Source organism: Pseudoalteromonas sp. SWXJ133 (assembly GCF_015864365.1).
GTDB lineage: Bacteria > Pseudomonadota > Gammaproteobacteria > Enterobacterales > Alteromonadaceae > Pseudoalteromonas > Pseudoalteromonas arctica.
In genome coordinates this window covers 1-21,034 of the sequence record NZ_JADYXJ010000040.1, presented here as the reverse complement: position 1 = coordinate 21,034, position 21,034 = coordinate 1, and the positions used below count along the sequence as shown (strand labels likewise).

Here is a 21,034-nt window from a genome sequence, read left to right as displayed (position 1 = left end):
GTGTTGCTTGCAGTGCTTGTTCTATATTCACAAAAAAATCCGTAGTTAGTTTCCTAACTACGGATTTTGCATGATCGTTTGGATCGGTCAACCGGTCATTTTCTTAACTGATCGGCATTAACCGATTAGGTGCCTTTATTCATAACTGAAAGTTAATTTCAATTATTTGATAAATGCGAATGCATCTGCGTACATGTTTTCACGAATTGCACCATGAGTAATAAAGTCATCACGGACAATACCTATCATGTCAAAACGACCGGCCATATAAATATCGTATGGTTCAAGTGATACAATATCTTGCATTACCGCTTTATGTACATAGCCAGTGTGACCTTGCCAATTAGCAGATGGATTTTCTACCACAGGGATAAACTCAAAGTTTTTGTGGCTATCGGCCCATGTTTGCATTTCTGTATGTGCGTATAAAGCTGACTCTTCTTTTACACCCCAGTAAAATAATACAGGACGGTCGCACTTAATTTCAGCTAAGTGATCAGCCATTGATTTTGCGTATGAAAAACCAGTGCCACCGGCAAGTAAAATAATAGGGCGCTCACATTGCAGGCGCAACTGTGAAATACCCAAGCCAGCTTCAATGTCTACTAACTGCCCAGTGGTATGCGCGTTTCGTAAATGTTCCAGCGATTGCATTGCATACGAATCGGCACCTGACGCGCCAATATGCAGTTCTATTGCATCGCACTGTGAAGGGCGACTAGCTATAGAAAAAGCACGTTTGTCTTTTTCGCCCAATACGAGTTGCATGTATTGGCCAGCTTCAAAGGTCACAGGTTGTTGTGGCTTTAAAATTACTTTGTGAACAAATTCTGTAAGTGGGCTGATAGCTACAACTTCAGCTTTTAATGTTTGCATTTTTTACCTTTTAGCAGCGCTTTAAACAGCAGATACGCAATCGAATGACTCGATTCTAGCATATCTGCAGGGTTATTTTATAGCCTGTTATGTACTTACATATAAACACTTAAAGAATATTAAGGCTTTCCCAAATATCATCTACGCGGTCTTTGGTGTCTTTATCCATAACAATAGGCTCGCCCCATTCGCGGGTGGTTTCGCCAGGCCATTTATTGGTGGCATCCATTCCCATTTTTGAACCCAGGCCAGAGACTGGCGATGCAAAATCGAGATAATCAATAGGTGTGTTTTCTATTAATGTTGTATCGCGAGCAGGATCCATTCGGGTTGTTATAGCCCAAATAACATCTTCCCAATCACGGGCATTAATATCGTCATCGCACACAATTACAAACTTGGTATACATAAACTGACGTAAGAACGACCAAACCCCCATCATCACGCGCTTGGCATGGCCAGGATATTGTTTTTTCATTGTTACAATCGCCATACGGTACGAGCACCCTTCAGGCGGCAGATAAAAGTCGACGATTTCAGGAAACTGCTTTTGTAATATCGGCACAAACACTTCATTAAGTGCTACACCTAAAATCGCAGGCTCATCAGGCGGTCGGCCAGTAAATGTGCTGTGATAAATAGGATCTTTACGATGCGTTAAGTGAGTGACCGTCATAACTGGAAAGTCATCTACTTCATTATAGTAACCAGTATGATCGCCATAAGGGCCTTCAGGTGCGATTTCACCTGGCATAATGTAACCTTCAAGTACTATTTCTGCACTGGCAGGGACTTGCAAGTCATTGGAAATAGATTTTACAACTTCGGTTCTGCTACCACGTAATAAACCAGCAAATGCATATTCGCTTAATGTGTCGGGTACAGGCGTTACTGCACCTAATATAGTAGCTGGATCGGCACCTAGTGCTACCGAGACAGGGTAAGGCTGTCCTGGGTTTTCTTTACACCATTCTTGAAAATCAAGCGCGCCACCACGATGCGACAACCAACGCATAATTATTTTATTTTTACCTAATAATTGCTGGCGATAAATGCCTAAATTTTGGCGCTTTTTATAAGGCCCTTTAGTAACTGTAAGGCCCCAAGTAATTAATGGCGCTGCATCACCTGGCCAACAATGTTGAATAGGTAATTTAGTTAAGTCTACATCATCACCTTCAAAAACTACTTGTTGGCAAGGCGCTTTTTTAACTTCTTTTGCAGGCATATTAAGCACTTGCTTAAAAATAGGTATAGCACCTAGAGCTTCTTTAATACCCTTTGGTGGATCAGGTTCTTTTAAAAAAGCGAGTAGCTTACCCACTTCGCGAAGCTCGCTAACATCTGTTTGGCCCATGCCCATTGCTACGCGTTTTGGTGTACCAAATAGGTTGGTAAGCACCGGCATATCGTAGCCTTTTGGATTTTCGAATAATAACGCAGGGCCTTTTGCACGCAATGTGCGATCAGATATTTCGGTCATTTCAAGATACGGGTCGATTTCTTGGGTGATACGTTTAAGTTCGCCTTTTTTTTCAAGCAAATCGATAAAATCACGTAGATCTTTATATTTCATTGTGGGCCGCTATTAAGCAAAAGAGTTGAAGTATTATACCCATTTCATGCAAGCCAAGTCATTACTTGCACTTAAAACTTAAAGCGCTCTACGGCACTTGTTAAGGAGTGTGCAAGTTGATTTACGTCTTCACTTTCGCTTGCTAGGGTTGTCGCGTTTTTGGCATTCAAGGTTGCTTGCTCTGTCACCTTGGCCATTATTTGTTGAATGTCGTTACTGTTAGTCAATTGCTCATGTGATGCATGAGCAATCTGCTCACTCATCTGATTAACAGACAACAATGTGCTTTTAATACGCTCTACGGCTTTATTTAGTTCAGTGCTGTTTTTAACACATTGCTTGGCTTGGTGTTGGCCATCGGTAATGTGTTCTTGAGTTGTTTGAGTGTGCTGTTGCAATGTTTGGATCATGGTGTTTATTTCGCTAGTCGAGGTCTGTGTACGTGCAGCTAATGATCGAACCTCATCAGCAACTACAGCAAACCCGCGTCCGTTTTCACCCGCTCGCGCTGCTTCAATTGCAGCATTGAGTGCCAATAAGTTGGTCTGCTCGGCAATGCTGCTAATTGTTTCAACAATGGCTTCAATAAGCTGAGTGTGTTGGGCTAGTTCCTCAGTGCTGCCTACTGCTTTATCAAGGCGCTGTAATAAAGTTTCTATACTTAGACTATTTTTATTAGCAATCTTGTTTACGTCATTGGCGAATTGCGATGCATTGGTTATTTCACTTGATGTTTTATCTGCTTGTTCATAAACCGCTTGTGAGTTGGTTAGCATATTTTGTGCAAGCGATGTTGCCTGCGTGCTTCGCTCCAACTGCTGTTGTGCAACAACCGTCATTTGCTGACCTTTTTCACTGGTTTTAATAGCGTTGCGGTCTAGTTCATGGGCGTCACTACTAATTGCGCCAATTAACTGGGTAAGGTCTTCACTGAGTTTATTTATGTTATTTAGCAAAGTACCAAATTCATCTTTACTGCGCGGATGGCTTCGCTTTGATAAATCACCTGAGGCGATTCGGGCTAAATCGCGGTTTACTTTTTTTAGCGGTCTTAGCATTGCGCGAGTTGTAAAAATAGAGATAGCGATAATCAATATAATTAAAACAAGCGTAATAATTATTACAGAACGAATCCCTGTATTTATGGCGGCCTTTGCATTAGTTTGTAAGGCATTAAAGCGCTCATCAGCCAATTTATTAAGTTCAATAAGCTGACCTTCTGTTGTTATAAATTGCTGTTGAAAGTGTTCAAAATTTTGAGCCGCAGCAATAGTACTTTTGAGTACTTTATTTTGTTGGGCATAAATTCCTGTATCGTTGTTAAGTAACTCTCTTAATTGATTAAATTTAGTCGTTAAATTTTTAGCATTAAACGCATTATTAAAGGGTAGCGCTTGTTGCTCTAAATAGGTGAAATTAGGTTGGATGTTATCTAGTAGAAATAGAGTATCTTGCTGATGACTATTTAAATCATTGATACTTGTAGTTTGAGTAATGCTTTTTATATTATTGCTTAAGTTAAACAATAAATCATCTATACGGGTCGCTGTTCCAAACATCGCATTAAGTAGCGCCTGCTGTTTTGCAGGCACTTCTAAAAGTTCTATATCAAGTAAGTTAGAACTTAAATTGTAAAGTTGCTCGTTAAACGTTGCTGATAATTCTATAGTGGAATTTTGCGCTACAAACTTACTCTCTTTAGCGCTAAACATTGCGACACTTACTTTAGTCAGTTGCTCAAAGCCTTCGTTGGTACTGGCGAGTAAATTTTGCATTGTTATTTGTTGATTTAGTTGAGTGCTTAACGAATTGAGCATATCGCTAAATTGTTGTTGCTCAGCTTGCGCCTGTTTTTTATTTTGTTGAAGTAAATCAAGGTTTTCTTGGCTGTAAGCTAAGGCATTAAATTTGGTAATAGACAGTAATGATAGCCTTAAATCTTTACTGAACTGCTGTACCGGAACTGCTAATTTTTCGGTTCGGGTATTGTTAACGCTAATTTTGTTTAATGACCAATAAAAAAACACACTACTTGTTAGCACCAATAAACCAATGGCTGTAAAAGCTAAAATTATTTTATGTTTGATCGCAATTGAACGCATAACTTCATCACAATAATGGGTCTTTAATTATTGTAGCATTGCTGTAATTTATTGGTTAGTTTTGTATTAAACCTTGATGCACTGTCTTTTTTTACCAGCAATGATTAGCATGGCCTCATTTCCCTTACCCCAAAACAGTACCTCTTCACTTATATATTTATTCCCTGATGCACTTTTTTCGTGATTAAGTACATGCACTTTATTGTTAAAGATAAGTTCGGCTTCAGAATTATTAATAATATTGAGTTTTACGCTCTCATCATCGCATTGGTAAGCAGTACTGGTTTGTAAATCACTACATGCGGTTAAGCTTAGTAAAATAGCGACTAATGCTAAATATACTTTCATTTTTCCTCCCATCCTCTTTAAAAATAAGTTAAAACACAGGGCAAAATTTTAATCTAATGTAAGAATAACAAAGCAAAATTAACCGTTGGTGAAAGTAGCGCTTTACGTTATGTTTATAGCAATATTTTTTGAGCTCGGAAGCTTTATGGCAGGCACTAACCTTTTAACGTTATTAGACGATATAACCACTTTACTTGATGACATTGCGACAATGAGTAAGGTAGCAACAAAAAAAACAGCGGGTGTATTAGGCGATGACTTAGCGCTCAATGCACAGCAGGTTACAGGTGTTGCAGCAGAGCGTGAATTACCGGTTGTTTGGGCTGTGGCAAAGGGCTCATTTTTAAATAAAGCGATACTCGTACCCGCCGCTTTATTAATAAGCGTATGGCTGCCTTGGTTAATAACACCGCTTTTAATGATGGGTGGTTTGTTTTTATGTTTTGAGGGAGCTGAAAAAGTATTTGCTAAGTTTTTGCCTCATCACAATGAAGTGGTAGATGAAGATGAGAAATTAGATTTAGTTGAGTATGAAAAACAAAAAATAAAAGGAGCAATAAGAACCGACTTTATTCTTTCTGCCGAAATTATTGTGATTACTTTAGGTACTGTGGCAGGTGCTACATTGCTTAATCAAGCTTTAGTGCTTTGTGTTATCGCAATTATAATGACGATTGGCGTTTATGGCTTAGTGGCCGGTATTGTAAAACTGGATGATGCCGGGCTTTATTTACTCAACCAATCAAAGATAACAGCTAATAAATTTAAAGAATTACTTGGGAAAGGCTTACTCGCAGCAGCGCCTAGGTTGATGCAGTTTTTAGCATTTGCGGGCACCATTGCAATGTTTTTAGTAGGCGGCGGGATTTTAGTACATGGTGTTGAGTTACTGCATCATACTCAAGTCGATGTAACCAGCTATGCTCAATCTGTTGCTGGCGGCACAGGAGAAGTATTAGCGCCTCTATTGTTTGATGGTTTGCTAGGCGTGATTGCTGGCTTAGTTGTTGTGCTTATACATGTAGGTTATACAAAGTTATTTAAAAAATAGTTTATAGCTGGCGTACTTGTTGCGCCAGCTATATTTAAATTCACTCATTCACAGTTAGCTATTTTACAAAGCGATTCTAATTCAAATTGTGCTTTAGTATTTTTTTGCTCAATGGCCTTTTTATACCAATAAATAGCCTGTTGATAATTTTGAGCTACTCCCTGACCATCACGATACATTTGCGCTAAATTTAATTGCCCCCATTGAGAACCCGCTTCAGCAGCTAGCTTAAAGCTATTAAATGCTTCAAAAAACAACTTATCTTTAAAATAAATAATGCCTTGTTGATTGTTTTTATCGAGTTTTAAACCTTTATATAGTGGCTTAGGTTTGGGAGGAAACATCACAAACCCGCCATAAAGGCTGTTGGCATAAGGTCGCAGCACGTCATAAATAGCTTCGTCTTTATACAAACGCTTTACTTCATCACGAGGGAGAGTGATTGTTTTAGTGGAGAAGTAATTGTCTTGAATTAGTTGGCTGGTACGCATTGCCAAGGTAATACTATTATTACGTTTATAGCTGTAGTTGCTTATCTGAAAGGTAATAAACTGCTTATCAAAACTTAAAACTTGAGCAATTCTTAAATTGGTTAGGGTCCAGGGTTCGTGTGTAAATTTGTCGGCGTGTACTAAGTAGGTGTCATATATTTTAGGTGTATTCAAATAGCTTTGCTTTTGAGTCTCGGTATCAAGGTGTTGTTGATAAAAAAAAGAAACAATCCAAAGCAATAAAAATACGCCAATAAAGTATTTAGGTAGGCTTAGTTTTTCTATTAACGGTAGTTGCGGTATTTTAACAGGTTCGCTTTTTCCGCATTGATAGCACTCGCGTTTATAGCTTAATTTTAAGGCAAGCATAGGTAAAATGCTAAATCGTAAATAGCGGCTTTTATTTACTAAATGGTAGGCGTCGCTTTGGCAGTGAGGGCAGCGTGTTATTTGTGCAAAATGTGGAAATGATTCACTCGTGTTGAAAAGTAACATAAAGCACGCTCCTTGTTTAATTACCTAAAGGTAAAACAAGAAGCGTGTTAGTTAAAGCTACAAACTGTAAGTAAGTATGTCTGTTATTACTTATTTTGAGCTTTAGGCTTGATAGTGGTTTTTGCATCGGCAGCCATTAGAGCAAATACAGCATATGCAGCGGTATTTTGACGAAGCTTAGCAGGTGTCACTTTATCAAGCGTATCGTCAGCTGTATGGTGGTAATCAAAGTAATCTGTTCCATCTTGAGCAAGTTCAAAAATAGGCGCTGACGTTGCTGCTTTAAGTGGAATTAGATCGGGGCCACCATTCGCTTGGTTTTTACCAATGTGCTCAATATTTAACGGCGCAAGTTCTTTTGCTATAGCGCGAACTACAGGAAGTGACTCTGCGCTTACGTTCGATTCAAAAGCATATACAACATCGGCGCCAAAATCAGACTCAGCGGCTGCAACAATATTGCTTAGCTCGTTTTTATGCTCTGCAAAATAAGCTTTTGCACCCCAAAGACCTAGCTCTTCAGCTGCAAAAAGTACCACACGAATACTGCGCTTAGGACGTTTTACATCGCTAATATGTTTAGCGGCTGCCATTGTTAGTGCAACGCCTGCGCCGTCATCTAATGCGCCAGTCCCTAAGTCCCAAGAATCTAAATGCCCCCCAATTAATACATATTGCTCAGGGTTTTCGGTACCATTAAATTGGCCAATAACGTTATAACCAGTGCCTTCACCAAGGCTTTCGGTTTGCACATTAATATTTACCGATACGTCTTTATTTAAAGCGACTAAGCGTGCTATTTGATCTGCATCTGGGTTAGCAATTGTTACGTTAGGTATTTTTGTAACACCTTCTTTATAGTAACTACCACCGGTGTGTGCAAAGCGATGATGACCGGTACTAACAGAGCGCATCATGTAGGCAACAGCGCCTTTTTTAGACGCTTCTATAGCGCCTGTACCTCGTGCTTTTACAGCAGGTCCGTAACCATTCCCGTCTATGTCGCGGTTCATGCGGTAATTAATATATGCAATTTTACCTTTTAAACTGTTTGCCGGTGCGGCTTTTAATTCATCAAGTGTTTCGAATAATACAACCGGCGCTGTAATCCCATCTTTTGGCGTGCTTATACTGTTACCTAATGCAGTTAAGTGCAGTGGTTGCTCGCTTGGTGTTAGTATTTTTCCGCTTTCGCTATAACGGCGCCATTCAGGAAATGTCGCTTCTTCAAGCCATACTTTATCAAAACCAAGCTCATTAAATTTAGCTTTAGCCCATGCCACGGCTTTTTTATCGTTTTTAGTGCCGGGTAAGCGAGGGCCTACTTCAGTTGTTAATGACTCTAGTAATTTATAACTTAAATCACTATTTAGTGCAGAGGTGCGCACTTCGTCTACTTGTTGTAATTGCTTTTGGGTAAATTCGGCGCTGTTAGCGTTTGCAGCCATACTGCTAGTAAGCAGCAGTGCGGTAATTAATTTTTTCATTTTGGTAGGCCTTTTTAATAATTAGCGCTATTAGAGCATGTAACAAACATGATAAAAAATAGATGAGATGAATAGGCTTTGTAATAGGTTTAATGCTGTTAGGTATAAACGTTTAGATATAAAAAAAGCCCGCGTAAATGTACGCGGGCTATATTTTAACACTGTCATTTAAGGCATTTATTTAAAAGCTAAATTGCGCTGCTAAACGAAGATTTGTACCCTCGCCAACAGTTACATTACTCGTGCTGCCACCACCTAAATAGCTGTTATCAAATAAGTTTTCGATGTTAAGGCGTAAGTTAATATCGGTATTGCTTAAGTTAAACTTATAAGTGGCGCCTACATCAACACGTGTATATGCATCTTTAGTAATTGTATTATCGCTATCTGCAAAGCGCTCGCCTTCATAAAAAGCACCAGCGTTAAAAGCAATCGCATCATTTAGCTCATAACGAGTCCACAGAGATGCTGACCATTTAGGTGCGTCGGTTGGGCGTTTACCTTGCAGCTCCTCATTCGCTCTTTCATAGTTCGCATCTAAATACATCGCAGAGGCCATTACAAATAAACGATCTGTTGCAGCGCCTTGTGCTGCAACTTCAAAGCCTTTGTGGCGTTGTTCGCCAACCTGATTTGTCTCGGTTGTAACTGAGCCAATAGGAGCCTCAAGGTCTTCAGTGACCAGCGTTCCGTTTTTACTTATATCGAAAACGGCACCACTAAGCAGTAAACGGTCATCAAGCAGTTGCCACTTTATGCCAAGTTCTCTTTGTTCAGAGGTAACAGCATCTATTTCCATACCGAAGTTAATATCAGTTTCGTCGGTGATGGTCTCATTTTGTGGCTCAAAGCCTTCTGAGTAACTAGCGTATATAGTTGCAGAAGCATTTGGGTGATAAAGCACACCTACTTTTGGTACAAATGATTCGTTATTTTGGCCTTCACGCGTTTGCTTATCGTAACGGCCACCTAGCGATAATTGCCACTCTGGTGAGAACGAAATTAAGTCTTGGACGTAAATACCGTAGTAGTCGTATTCAGTTTCGCTTATTGTATCATCTGTTTTATAGCTTATTGATGGACGAGATGGCTCGTCTTGACCTGCTGAATAGTAAAGGTATTCTTCTTTAGGCAGTGCTGTGCGTAATTGCCCGTAGTAGTAATCAAGCGAGTTAGCGCCTACTAATAACTGGTGTTGAATGCCCGCGGTTTCAAACTCACCAATAAAATCAATAAATGCAGTTTTAAATTGCCAATCATCAAAGCGATCGTAAGGGCGAGATTCATAGCTGTCACCTTCAGCAAAGCCATTAGGCATGCGAGGTGCTGACTCAAAGCGTTGGCGTTCAAATGTTTGTTCGTTATAGCCAAGTTTTACTTGCCAGTTATCGGTTAAAAATACCTCTAGGTCTACACCTAGGTTTTCTACGGTAATATCGGTGAACGCCCAAGACATATCACGGATTGTTTTATCATCACCAATTACATTGGCATTATCGTCTATCCATGCGCCAGTATCTAAACCTGCTTCGTCGTCCGTGCGGTCGTAATGCACACGTACTAATGCGTTATCGCTAATATCGTAATCTACAACTAATGCACCTAAAAAGCGGTCGCGTTCACGATTTTCACCATTTTGGTATTCACGCCAGTAGTCAACGTCTTGCTTTACTAAAATACCACGAGCACGTAAATCTTCAGATTCAGTTAATGCGCCTGCAGCATCTACCATAAAGCGAGTTGAACCATGCTGATCTACATCGGCACTGGCATTAAATAGTGTTTGTGCTGTAGGTTTTTTAGTTACCATGTTAACCAAGCCACCCGGGCCTGACTGACCATATAAAATGCTTGATGGACCTTTAATTACTTCAACTTGTTGCAAAATTTCGATGGGTTGTTGATAGTGTGACCAATGTTGATGCCCGTCGCGTAAATAACCCGTAGATGAGCTTAGCTCAAACCCACGTAAGTTAAATACCTCACGATTTCGTTGTTGTGAGCCTGCAGTTAAGCTTGCGTCATTTGTGAGTACTTCGCCAAGGGTAGTGGCAAGTTGCTCACTAATAATAGTGTCGGTTATTACGGTTACAGATTGTGCGGTTTCAAGTAATGAAGCTGATGTTCTCATTGCGCCATTAGCGTTATCTACTTTGTAATCGTTAAAGTAGCTACCTTTTACTTCTATACGCTCAAGGTCAGTAGTGTTTGCGTATGTGTTTGTTGTAATGCTTGCTAATAGTGCTATGTAAAGAGAATTCAGTTTCATTGTTTGCTTCCAGCAGTGATATGTAAAAAACAATCGCGATCTTAATGCAAACTACTATCATTTTCAACACCTTTTGTTAACGTGCTTTATTATGTGTTTGTTAATGGTTGCTAATTACGAATTCTGCTATTATTAGCAGCATATTTAGTGGGGCTTTCCCCCACGTTATTTTTATTGCTATGGAACTTACTGTGACTTCAACTGCTTTTTCATCTTTGGCTTTACCAGCTGGACTCGTTGATAATTTATCAACACTTGGTTATGCGCATATGACACCTGTACAAGCGCAAAGTTTACCGCCTGTACTTGCTGGTAAAGACATCATTGCTCAGGCAAAAACCGGTTCAGGTAAAACTGCTGCGTTTAGCTTGGGTGTGTTAGCTAAATTAAACGTAAAACGCTTTCGTATTCAATCTTTAGTCTTGTGTCCTACTCGTGAGCTTGCCGAGCAGGTTGCGGTTGAAATGCGTAAATTAGCGCGCGGTATCCATAACATTAAAATATTAACGTTATGTGGCGGTGTATCAATTGGTCCACAAATAGGCTCACTTGAACATGGCGCGCATATTATTGTTGGCACACCTGGGCGTGTTGATGACCATATTCGTAAAGGTACTTTACGTTTAGATGATGTTGAAACATTGGTACTTGATGAAGCCGATCAAATGCTTGATATGGGTTTTCAAGATACACTTGATGCAATTATTGAGCGTATCCCACAAAATCGTCAAACATTGTTATTTAGTGCAACATTCCCAAGAGCTATTGAAGCAATTGCTAAGCGTGTACTTAAAAATCCAGAAATGGTTAAAGTAGAAGAAGAGCAAGCCAAAAGCACAATTAAGCAGTACTTCTACAAAATGGATAATAATAAGCAGCGCTACCCAACGCTAAAATTATTATTACTTAAATTTACACCACAAAGCTGTGTTGTGTTTTGTAATACTAAAGTAGAAACACAACAAGTGTGTGACGATTTAGCTGATGAAGGCTTTAGTGCTGTTTCGCTACACGGTGATTTAGAACAGCGCGATCGTGAACGTACGTTAATTCACTTTTCAAATAAAAGTGCTTCAATACTTGTTGCAACCGATGTTGCTGCACGTGGTTTAGATATTGACGACATGGATATGGTGATTAACTACCATTTAGCACATGACACGCAAACACATGTGCATCGTGTTGGTCGTACAGGTCGCGCTGGTAAAAAGGGCATTGCATGTTCTATTTACGGTGAAGCAGAAGCGTTTAAAATTGCTCAAATAGGCGAACATTACGAACGTGATATTACTCCAGAGCAAATGCCACCATTTAATTTATTAGACAAGCCACCGTACCGCCCTGAAATGGTTACTTTGATGATTGATTCAGGTAAAAAACAAAAAGTACGTGCAGGTGATATTTTAGGTGCTTTAACGGGTAAAGATGGGGTTGCAGGTCGTCAGGTGGGTAAAATTAACGTACTTGATAACGTAGCGTTTGTTGCTGTTGAGCGTAACTCATTAAAACCTGCGCTTCGTAAATTAACCGAAGGCAATATTAAAGGGCGTAAAATACGCGCACGCCGCCTTACTCGTTAATTTAAACTTCTAAATTAATAGATTAACGAGCAGCTACCTTTAGCTGCTCGTATTGTATTTTTATTTTTTTAAACTCAACTTCACAGCCATTTGGTTTATCTGGGTGCACTTGTAATGCAAGTTGTCTCCAGCGCTTTTGAACATTTTTAAGAGTGAAATTTTCAGGTAACTTCCATTCTAAAGCCAACGCTTTAAATTCATTTTCATTTAAAGCCTGTTGTGGTGATATCGTTTTTAACTGACGCCAAAAGCTATTTAAAAGCTCATCAATATGCTCTTCACTGGTATCGTAATTATGCCAATCTAAATAATAATCTCGCAAATTTTCGCTTGTTGTTACTAAACTATTATCTCCTTTTTCTAAAAGCTCGATATGCAGAGCTGAAATGAGTAAACTCTGAGGGCGTAATTGTGCCTGCAGTTGGTACAGTGCATTCATAATTAAAAAGTTACGTTTAAATAAATCACGTTCAGGACTTTTATCGAGAGTTGTCATAGCGCTGCGATTTTTCAGTTCTGCTGCTAAAGTATGAACTTGCCAAACCTGCTCTGTTAGTATTAGCTCAAAAATCTCATCAATCAGTGGGTTAAGCATTGTTTAGGCCCTAGTAGTTGGTGTATCTTCAATAAAGATTACGCTGATATAAGTAACGGTTTGAAGGATTAAAATTATGCTGGGCAAGTTAAAATGCCTCTTATTTACTATATGCTGTTTGCTAATAGCTCCTAGCTATGCCCAAAGTAATGATTCGTTATTTGAGCAATTCAAAAGCGAAGTGCAGTGGGAGCCTAAATTACAATTAGCAAACACGCTACTTAATAATAAAAACATCTCTAAAAAAGAGCGTGTTGCTGTTTATTCTGCATTGGGTAATAGTGCGTTATCGGCTGATAATTTTAAAGAGTCTTTACACTTTTTTGAATTACTAGAACAATACACTTCAGATACTTTCTTCCCTGATGAGTACTTTCGTGCAATTAAAATGCAAGGTGTGGTGCTTTTTTATCAAGGCTTATTTCAAAAAGCAATTATTGAATACACTCGAACTCTTGCATTAGCTGAAAAAAATGAACAACTACTAGAGCAAGCTAACTTATTAAATAACATTGGCTTAGCTTATTTTAATATGAATAAATTAGGTTTGACGTTAGAGTTTTATTTGAAAGCTAAAGCTATTTATGAAGAGCATGGCAGTGAGCAAGATAAAACCGATATATTGCTTAATATAGCAGGCGTTTATATTCGTTTATCAAGATACGATAGTGCGTTTGGTCTTTATCAAGAGGTGCTTAAAGTTTATCAGCGATTAGATGATAAAAGCGGTATTGCGCAGGTATATAATAATATGGGTGTAGCTCATATGGAGAGTAACCAATTTGACTTAGCACTGCATTATTATCAGTTAGCGCTGCGTTATTATATTTCCGCTAGTGATTACAATAAGTTATCTACGCAATATACTAATTTGGCGAATACTAATTTAGTATTAAAAAAAGTGGATGAAGCATATGAACAAGCTAAATTAGGTGAGTATTATGCGCTCAAAATAGATAATCATAATTTAGAGCTCAATGCGCTACATGCGTTGGCTAAAATTCAGTTTGTTAAGGGTAACTTTGAAGAGGCACAAGTAAATTTAGATAGAGCTATTTCACTTGCCCATGAATATGGCAGTGAGCGAATAATTAGGGAGGGTTTAGGGACTAAAGCGCTTCTGGAAGCGAGTAAAGGCGATTATTCAAGTGCAATGGCTCTGCAGCAAAAATATATTAGTGAGCAACGAAAACTTAGAAGTTCGTCAATTATTAACGCGTTAGCGGTACTTCAGCATCAATTTAAGGCAACGCAATTAAATCAAGAAATAGAAAAGCTTAAACAAGATCACCGTGTGCAAGAGCTAAAAATGTCACAGCGTTCTCAGCTTACTTTGTTCTCTTTTTTATTATTGCTTTTAGTTGTAGTAACCGGTATTGCACTTTATCGTCGTGGTGCAGAAAAACGCGCTAAGCAGCAGTTAACAGAACAAGTTACGCAACGTACTGCCGAGTTACAGGCGATTGCACATGAGCTGAGAGAAGCGAATGATGTTAAAAGTCAGTTTTTGGCTAACATTAGTCATGAAATTCGCACCCCTCTTACGGCTATATTAGGTCAAACAGATGCCCTAATTAATGAATTATATGAGCCTGAATCACTTAAAGATGAGTTAAGAGTCATTCAGCGACACAGCGACCACTTAAAAAGCCTGATAAACGACGTACTCGATTTAAGTAAAATTGAAGCTAATAGATTAGAGTTAAATATTTCGTGCTTTGATATTGTCGAGCTCGTAAATGACGTACATGCAATGTTTATTACCCAAGCAAAAGCAAAAAATCTGCACCTTATTTTAGATAATCAAGTGGGTAATGAGTTTTACACTAAGCTCGACTTAATTCGTGTAAAGCAGATTATTATAAACTTATGTTCAAATGCTATTAAGTTTACACACTCTGGGCAAGTCATCATTGCTTTAAATAAAACTGAGCAAGGACTGGTTATTATTGTAAAAGATACAGGCATCGGTATGAGCTCTAAGCAGCTGAAGCTTATTTTTGAATGCTTTAGCCAGGCCGATAACAGTATAAGTCGTCGCTTTGGTGGTACGGGGCTAGGGCTTAGTTTATCGCAGCAGCTTGCGTCTATGATGGGCGGTTACATAAGTGTGCAAAGTGAATATAAAAAAGGCAGTCAGTTTTCGTTCTTCTTGCCATGTGCTGAGGTAGATAAATCGCAAAGTGTAGTTACAGTACAAAGTGCTCCTAAGGCAAATAAGCAATTAGCGGGACGTGTTGTACTTGCGGAAGATCATCCTGATAATCGTAGGTTAATAAGTCGCTATTTACGCTCAATGGGACTCGAGGTTATTGCTGTTGAAAATGGTGAGCAAGCGGTAGAACAGTGCTTAAAAGAATATCCAGATTTGGTATTGCTCGATATTCAAATGCCAGTGATGGATGGGCGTTCTGCTTTTCAGCTATTAAAACAATGTGGTTTTGAGCGACCTATTTTTGCTTTAACGGCAAATGCTATGAGTCATGAGGTGGATGGTTATTTAGAGTTAGGGTTTACTGGTTACTTAGGTAAACCGATAGACAAAGAGTCATTTTATAAAGCGCTTTCTAGTCACCTACATAATACAGAAGATCAGCCAACTACAAAGCAAAATGAAGTTGATATGAGCGATCTTGTAATTAGTTTCAAGCAGAGCTTTGCTTTGGAGAGTGAAACGATTACGCAGCATTTTATAAGCGAAGATTTAGATGCGTTACAAAAAGATAGCCATCGCATTTTAGGGGCTGCACAAATGTTTGGTTTGGATGAAATTGCGCAATCGGCTAAATATTTAGACAGAGCACTTCTACGCAGAAGCCAAAAAAGCAGTGCAAATGACTTTAAAGCGCTCGTTGATACGCTGCAGGGTGTACTTAAAAAGTATAATGAAAGTTAAACTGTATTTATTCCAGACACAAAAAAAGCGCCTAAGGCGCTTTTTTATTCAATTAAAACGCTTTTATTGGCGTCTCATCGAATCAAAAAATTCATCATTGGTTTTGCTCATCGATAGTTTATCGATTAAGAATTCCATTGCATCAATTTCTGACATGTCATGAACAATTTTACGTAAAATCCAAAGCTTTTGAAGTTCATCTGGTTTTGTTAGTAATTCTTCACGACGAGTACCTGAGCGGTTAAAGTCGATAGCTGGGAATACACGTCTCTCCGCAATTTTACGGTTAAGGTGAAGTTCCATGTTACCAGTACCTTTAAACTCTTCGTAGATAACTTCATCCATTTTAGAGCCAGTATCGATAAGAGCTGTAGCTATGATTGTTAAGCTACCACCTTCCTCAACGTTACGTGCAGCACCAAAGAAGCGCTTAGGTTTATGTAATGCGTTAGCGTCAACACCACCAGTAAGTACTTTACCTGATGAAGGAATAACGGTGTTATAAGCACGTGCTAAACGAGTGATTGAATCTAATAAGATAACAACATCTTTTTTATGTTCAACTAGGCGTTTTGCTTTTTCGATAACCATTTCGGCAACTTGTACGTGACGAGAAGCTGGTTCATCGAACGTTGATGCAATAACTTCACCTTTAACTAGGCGTTGCATCTCTGTTACTTCTTCCGGACGTTCATCAATAAGTAAAACCATTAATGTTACATCAGGATGGTTGTGCGTAATTGATTGTGCAATATTTTGAAGTAGCATTGTTTTACCCGCTTTTGGCGGAGCTACTAACAAACCACGTTGGCCGCGGCCAATAGGAGATGCTAAATCAAGTACACGGGCTGTAATATCTTCTTTACTGCCGTTACCACGTTCCATACGAAAACGTTCGTTTGCATGTAATGGGGTAAGGTTTTCAAAAAGAATTTTAGTTCGAGAGTTTTCAGGTTTATCAAAGTTAACTTCATTTACTTTAAGTAAAGCAAAGTAACGTTCACCGTCTTTAGGTGGACGAATAAGACCTGAAATTGAATCGCCAGTACGCATGCTGAAACGGCGAATTTGGCTAGGTGAAACATAAATGTCATCTGGGCCAGCTAAGTAAGAGGCTTCTGATGATCTTAAGAAGCCGAAACCATCTTGTAAAATCTCTAATACACCGCCGCCGAAGATATTCTCTCCGCCTTTGGCATGGGATTTAAGAATGGCAAAAATGATATCTTGCTTTCTTAAGCGGGCTACGTTTTCGAGCCCCATGGACTCAGCTAAGTCTACAAGCTCTTTAATGGACTTGTCTTTTAATTCGCGTAAATGCATATTGGTGGGTTCTTTATTACAGTTGTCATACTCAAAATCGCTTTGATCGTTGAGTGAGGTTTGTTGAATATAACTAAGGATTAGTTGGCTTTATAAACTAGCAGTTCACTGGCAAAGCGTCCAGTCTTTATACAAAATAAATTTAAAAAAGGGCAAAAAGCCCTTTTTATTGTTCTAGCTTACAGTTAGATGTTGTTTTCTAAAAACTCGATAAGTTGAGTTTTTGAAAGAGCACCTACTTTCGTTGCAGCTACTTGGCCATCTTTAAAAAGAAGTAAAGTAGGGATACCACGAATACCAAATTTTGGCGGTGTGCCAGCATTTTGGTCAATGTTTAATTTAGCAACAGTCACACGGCTGTCGTATTCATCAGCAACTTCGTGAAGAATAGGGGCGATCATTTTACAAGGTCCACACCATTCAGCCCAGAAATCTACTAGTACTGGTTTGTCAGATTGTAATACGTCAGCTTCAAAGCTATCGTCAGTAATTTGGATTATTTTCTCGCTCATTGCGCTCTCCGATTTAGTTAGGCGAAATATTTAGTGCGTATTTAAACACTCTTGTTTCTTATTGCAAGTTTAAACGTTATGCTTAAACGCTATGACTAAGACACATTTAACCGATAAAAAGTTTTCAGACTTTGCTATCGCACCGGAAGTGGTTGCCGGTTTAACCGAGAATGGGTTTGAATATTGCACACCTATTCAAGCAAGATGCCTACCTTTTATTTGTGATGGACGCGATATCGCGGGCCAAGCTCAAACAGGTACAGGCAAAACGTTGGCGTTTTTAACTGCCACGTGCCATCGGTTATTACAATCTAGCAAAGCACCTAGTAAACATCCAAGAGCCCTGATCATGGCCCCTACTCGGGAGCTTGCGATTCAGATACACAAAGATGCTAAAATTTTAGCGCCGCACTGTAATCTTAACTTAGGTTTAGTATATGGTGGCGAAGATTACGAAAAACAACGTGCACAACTAGAAAAAGGCGTTGATATTTTAATTGGTACTACAGGTCGTCTAATTGATCTGTATAAGCAAGGCTGTTACACCCTTAATGAAATTGAGGTAGTCGTGCTTGACGAAGCTGATCGTATGTTCGATTTAGGTTTTATCAAAGATATTCGCTATATGTTCGATCGTATGCCAGATACATCAAAGCGTTTAAACTTATTATTTTCTGCCACATTATCGTATCGCGTACAAGAATTAGCTTTTGAGCACATGACAAACCCAGAACATGTTCAAATTGAACCTGACGTTAAAACGGGTAAACGTATTCAAGAAGAGCTATTTCATCCTTCGCAAGAAGATAAAATTAAGCTGTTGCTAACCTTAATTGAAGAAGAATGGCCAGAGAAAGCAATCGTGTTTGCAAATACTAAGCACAGTTGTGAAACAGTATATGCTTGGCTTAAGTCAGACGGCCATCGTGTAGGTATGCTTACTGGTGATGTTAACCAGAAAAAACGCCAAACTATACTAGCGCAATTCAGTAAAGGCGACTTAGACTTTTTAGTTGCGACTGATGTTGCAGCGCGTGGTCTTCATATTCCAGAAGTAAGTCATGTATTTAATTTTGATTTACCTGACGATTGTGAAGATTATGTCCACCGTATTGGTCGTACTGGCCGTGCTGGTGCATCAGGCCACGCAATTAGTTTTGCATGTGAGCAATATGCATATAACCTGCATGAAATTGAAGAATATATAGAGCACAGCATTCCTTTATCACATTATGATAAAACGGCATTGCTAGATGATTTAACTCAGCCTATTATTCAAAGAAAGCGCAACTATTCAACAGGTCCACGTAACCGTAGTAATAACAGCGGACGTCGCCCAAATAATAGTTACCAAAAAGGACGGTCGTAAACGACCGTTTGTATAAGTAGTAGTAACTAGAGGTTTTTGAACGGTGGGGCAACTTAAACCGCAAAAAAATGTGTACGCAGTTATTGATTTGGGCTCAAATAGCTTTCATATGCTTATAGCCAAATCAATTGCTGGCGGTCTACAAACAATTGGACGTGTTAAACGCAAAGTCCGATTAGCCGCAGGGCTTGATAAAGATAACGTATTGAGCACTGAAGCAATGCAGCGAGGCTGGGAATGCCTTGCCCTTTTTGCTGAGCGTCTACAAGATATCCCAGATAAAAACATCACCATAGTAGCAACAGCCACCTTACGGCTAGCCACTAACGCCGAAGTATTCAAAAATCATGCAGAAAAGATTCTTGGCCATAACATTAATGTTATTAGCGGAGAATTAGAAGCGCGTACAATTTATAAAGGTGTTGCTCATACTTCATCTTGTACTGGCAAACAGCTTGTTATTGATATTGGTGGTGCAAGTACCGAAGTTGTAATTGGTAAAGCATTTGATGCCTTACATTACAAAAGCCTCAATATGGGGTGTGTTACCTATCTTGAACGCTATTTCAAAGACTGCCAATTAAGTAAGAGTAACTTTAACGCAGCCATAAAAGCAGCTCGTACAGTCATTGATGAAATTTCGCCAGAATATAAAACAGCGGGATGGCAAATTGCATCTGGTGCTTCTGGCACAGTGCAAGCAATTCAAGAAATTATGGTCGCTCAAAATCTTGACGATTTACTTACGCTTGAAAAGCTCAACACTATAAAAGAGCAAGCAATTGCATTTAGCACTATTGCAGCGCTAGACCTTCCTGGATTAAGTGAAGACCGTCGACTGGTATTTGTATCAGGGCTCGCAATCTTAATCGCACTATTTGAATCTCTTGAAATAGAAAAAATGGGATTGGCGGGTGGAGCACTGCGTGAAGGTGTTTTATATAGCATGGTTCCGGAGTTTCATAATAACGACATTCGTAAACGCACAGTTGATGGGTTTATGAGTCGTTATCACGTTGATCAAAAACAAGCGTGTCGGGTTTCAAGCTTAGCTATGCAGTTAGCGGTAAGTATTGATAAAGATTGGCCAATTGAAAGTTTAAATGGGTTACCACTATTAAAAGCGGTAGCGCAGCTTCATGAGATTGGATTACTAATAGAATATAAGCAGTACCATAAACACACCGCTTATATTTTGGAAAATACCGATATGCCTGGTTTTTCACAGTCAGAGCATAAATTAATAGTAGCGGTAGCAGATGCGCATCGTTCTGATTTTCCAAAAGGCTGTTTTAATTCACTCGGCGTAAATAGTCTATTAGCGCAATATATAGTGAGATTACTACGGATAGCAGTCATCTTATCAATGCGCAGACAAGATGATGTACTGCCTATGTTTGAGTTAACTGCTAAAAATGAAGTGTTAGACCTTAAGTTTGAAAGTAACTGGTTAAAAGATCATCCATTAATGGCCAGCGAGCTACAACAAGAGTCTAAACAGCAAGGTAAACTTGGGTGGAAGCTCATAGTAAACTAATTAAAAAGGCCCATCAGGGCCTTTTTAGTGTTTAAAGTAACCATTTCGATGAAAATATGTGCGAACAGCACATTATTTCAAGTTTTCTTCAAAAAAGGGTTGATCTGTTTTCGGATCTCCCTATAATGCGACCCCACTGAGACGGGAAACGCCAACGCATAGCGAGGCACGAACAACTCAGAGAGTTAAATAAGACTTCGGTTTTAAATTATCTAAAAAAGAAAGTTTAAAACTAAGTGTTGACTCGAAAAATAAAGGGTGTATTATTCGCATCCCTTGAGGCGCTAAAGTGACTCAAAACGTTCTTTAACAATATAAAGCAATCATCTGTGTGGGCACTCGTACAGATTGAGTTCTAACAGCCAACCTACTTACTCTTTATGGGTAATTAGCGAGGCAAACAAATTTAGAGTCTCAATTGAAAACTGAGTGACCAACAGAATAGTTATTTCGGTAATTATTCGGCACAGTCAATTCAATATCGAAAGATATTAAAATAAATTCAGAATTCATTGAGCTGTCGAAAG

Annotated in this window: 15 protein-coding genes; 5 read left to right on the top strand and 10 right to left on the bottom strand. The window is 39.1% G+C overall.

The annotated features are described in order from the left end of the window. Positions 1–162: 162 nt before the first annotated feature. From fre to I6F40_RS19245, 4 genes are all read right to left on the bottom strand, one after another. Positions 163–876 (bottom strand): NAD(P)H-flavin reductase, encoded by a 714-nt coding sequence (gene fre / locus I6F40_RS19260; RefSeq protein ID WP_024589658.1) that lies wholly within the window; start codon positions 874–876, stop codon positions 163–165. A gap of 109 nt (positions 877–985) precedes the next feature. Continuing rightward, on the bottom strand, positions 986–2,452 hold the full coding sequence (gene ubiD, locus I6F40_RS19255) for a 4-hydroxy-3-polyprenylbenzoate decarboxylase (RefSeq protein WP_166377850.1): 1,467 nt from the start codon (positions 2,450–2,452) through the stop codon (positions 986–988). Positions 2,453–2,523: 71 nt separating this feature from the next. Further along, positions 2,524–4,554 (bottom strand): methyl-accepting chemotaxis protein, encoded by a 2,031-nt coding sequence (locus I6F40_RS19250; protein WP_166377848.1) that lies wholly within the window; start codon positions 4,552–4,554, stop codon positions 2,524–2,526. Positions 4,555–4,620: 66 nt separating this feature from the next. Continuing rightward, the gene (locus I6F40_RS19245; protein WP_166377846.1) at positions 4,621–4,902 is read right to left on the bottom strand and encodes an MliC family protein; all 282 of its coding nucleotides are present in this window, start codon (positions 4,900–4,902) and stop codon (positions 4,621–4,623) included. Positions 4,903–5,047: 145 nt separating this feature from the next. On the opposite strand from I6F40_RS19245, the gene I6F40_RS19240 reads away from it, so the two are divergent. Then, the gene (locus tag I6F40_RS19240; RefSeq protein WP_166377844.1) at positions 5,048–5,953 is read left to right on the top strand and encodes a DUF808 domain-containing protein; all 906 of its coding nucleotides are present in this window, start codon (positions 5,048–5,050) and stop codon (positions 5,951–5,953) included. Positions 5,954–5,997: 44 nt separating this feature from the next. Here I6F40_RS19240 and I6F40_RS19235 read toward each other — a convergent pair whose 3' ends face one another. The 3 genes from I6F40_RS19235 to I6F40_RS19225 all read right to left on the bottom strand — a co-directional run bounded on the left by I6F40_RS19235 (position 5,998) and on the right by I6F40_RS19225 (position 10,695). Then, a complete protein-coding gene (locus I6F40_RS19235) occupies positions 5,998–6,939 on the bottom strand; it encodes a tetratricopeptide repeat protein (protein ID WP_166377842.1) in 942 nt (313 codons plus the stop codon). A gap of 86 nt (positions 6,940–7,025) precedes the next feature. Next, positions 7,026–8,426: a M20/M25/M40 family metallo-hydrolase gene (locus I6F40_RS19230; protein ID WP_101217683.1), complete on the bottom strand. Its 1,401-nt coding sequence runs from the start codon at positions 8,424–8,426 to the stop codon at positions 7,026–7,028. Between the two features lie 181 nt (positions 8,427–8,607). Beyond that, positions 8,608–10,695, bottom strand: a complete 2,088-nt coding sequence (locus I6F40_RS19225) for a TonB-dependent siderophore receptor (RefSeq protein ID WP_197193322.1) — start codon at positions 10,693–10,695, stop codon at positions 8,608–8,610. Between the two features lie 191 nt (positions 10,696–10,886). Here I6F40_RS19225 and dbpA point away from each other — a divergent pair, with 191 nt between their 5' ends. Then, positions 10,887–12,275, top strand: a complete 1,389-nt coding sequence (dbpA, locus tag I6F40_RS19220) for an ATP-dependent RNA helicase DbpA (protein ID WP_007580581.1) — start codon at positions 10,887–10,889, stop codon at positions 12,273–12,275. Between the two features lie 22 nt (positions 12,276–12,297). On the opposite strand, the gene I6F40_RS19215 is transcribed toward dbpA, so the two are convergent. Continuing rightward, complete coding sequence (locus tag I6F40_RS19215) at positions 12,298–12,870, bottom strand: DNA-J related domain-containing protein (RefSeq protein ID WP_166377838.1); 573 nt, start codon at positions 12,868–12,870, stop codon at positions 12,298–12,300. Between the two features lie 76 nt (positions 12,871–12,946). Between I6F40_RS19215 and I6F40_RS19210 the strand changes: the two genes are divergently transcribed. Then, a complete protein-coding gene (locus I6F40_RS19210; protein WP_166377836.1) occupies positions 12,947–15,766 on the top strand; it encodes a tetratricopeptide repeat-containing hybrid sensor histidine kinase/response regulator in 2,820 nt (939 codons plus the stop codon). A 63-nt stretch (positions 15,767–15,829) separates the two neighbouring features. Here I6F40_RS19210 and rho read toward each other — a convergent pair whose 3' ends face one another. Together rho and trxA are read right to left on the bottom strand one after the other, a co-directional pair. After that, complete coding sequence (gene rho / locus I6F40_RS19205; RefSeq protein WP_002960945.1) at positions 15,830–17,089, bottom strand: transcription termination factor Rho; 1,260 nt, start codon at positions 17,087–17,089, stop codon at positions 15,830–15,832. A 185-nt stretch (positions 17,090–17,274) separates the two neighbouring features. Further along, on the bottom strand, positions 17,275–17,601 hold the full coding sequence (gene trxA, locus I6F40_RS19200; RefSeq protein ID WP_002960942.1) for a thioredoxin TrxA: 327 nt from the start codon (positions 17,599–17,601) through the stop codon (positions 17,275–17,277). Positions 17,602–17,692: 91 nt separating this feature from the next. Between trxA and rhlB the strand changes: the two genes are divergently transcribed. Both rhlB and gppA read left to right on the top strand, forming a co-directional pair. Then, positions 17,693–18,970 (top strand): ATP-dependent RNA helicase RhlB, encoded by a 1,278-nt coding sequence (gene rhlB / locus I6F40_RS19195; protein ID WP_166377834.1) that lies wholly within the window; start codon positions 17,693–17,695, stop codon positions 18,968–18,970. Between the two features lie 43 nt (positions 18,971–19,013). Then, the gene (gene gppA, locus I6F40_RS19190; RefSeq protein WP_166377832.1) at positions 19,014–20,507 is read left to right on the top strand and encodes a guanosine-5'-triphosphate,3'-diphosphate diphosphatase; all 1,494 of its coding nucleotides are present in this window, start codon (positions 19,014–19,016) and stop codon (positions 20,505–20,507) included. Positions 20,508–21,034 lie beyond the last annotated feature (527 nt).

What these genes read in the sequence shown, in the direction of transcription:
- fre (WP_024589658.1), bottom strand. Translation starts at nt 876, where the DNA reads ATGCAAACATTAAAAGCTGAAGTTGTAGCTATCAGCCCACTTACAGAA.
- ubiD (WP_166377850.1), bottom strand. Translation starts at nt 2,452, where the DNA reads ATGAAATATAAAGATCTACGTGATTTTATCGATTTGCTTGAAAAAAAA.
- I6F40_RS19250 (WP_166377848.1), bottom strand. Translation starts at nt 4,554, where the DNA reads ATGCGTTCAATTGCGATCAAACATAAAATAATTTTAGCTTTTACAGCC.
- I6F40_RS19245 (WP_166377846.1), bottom strand. Translation starts at nt 4,902, where the DNA reads ATGAAAGTATATTTAGCATTAGTCGCTATTTTACTAAGCTTAACCGCA.
- I6F40_RS19240 (WP_166377844.1), top strand. Translation starts at nt 5,048, where the DNA reads ATGGCAGGCACTAACCTTTTAACGTTATTAGACGATATAACCACTTTA.
- I6F40_RS19235 (WP_166377842.1), bottom strand. Translation starts at nt 6,939, where the DNA reads ATGTTACTTTTCAACACGAGTGAATCATTTCCACATTTTGCACAAATA.
- I6F40_RS19230 (WP_101217683.1), bottom strand. Translation starts at nt 8,426, where the DNA reads ATGAAAAAATTAATTACCGCACTGCTGCTTACTAGCAGTATGGCTGCA.
- I6F40_RS19225 (WP_197193322.1), bottom strand. Translation starts at nt 10,695, where the DNA reads ATGAAACTGAATTCTCTTTACATAGCACTATTAGCAAGCATTACAACA.
- I6F40_RS19215 (WP_166377838.1), bottom strand. Translation starts at nt 12,870, where the DNA reads ATGCTTAACCCACTGATTGATGAGATTTTTGAGCTAATACTAACAGAG.
- I6F40_RS19210 (WP_166377836.1), top strand. Translation starts at nt 12,947, where the DNA reads ATGCTGGGCAAGTTAAAATGCCTCTTATTTACTATATGCTGTTTGCTA.
- rho (WP_002960945.1), bottom strand. Translation starts at nt 17,089, where the DNA reads ATGCATTTACGCGAATTAAAAGACAAGTCCATTAAAGAGCTTGTAGAC.
- trxA (WP_002960942.1), bottom strand. Translation starts at nt 17,601, where the DNA reads ATGAGCGAGAAAATAATCCAAATTACTGACGATAGCTTTGAAGCTGAC.
- rhlB (WP_166377834.1), top strand. Translation starts at nt 17,693, where the DNA reads ATGACTAAGACACATTTAACCGATAAAAAGTTTTCAGACTTTGCTATC.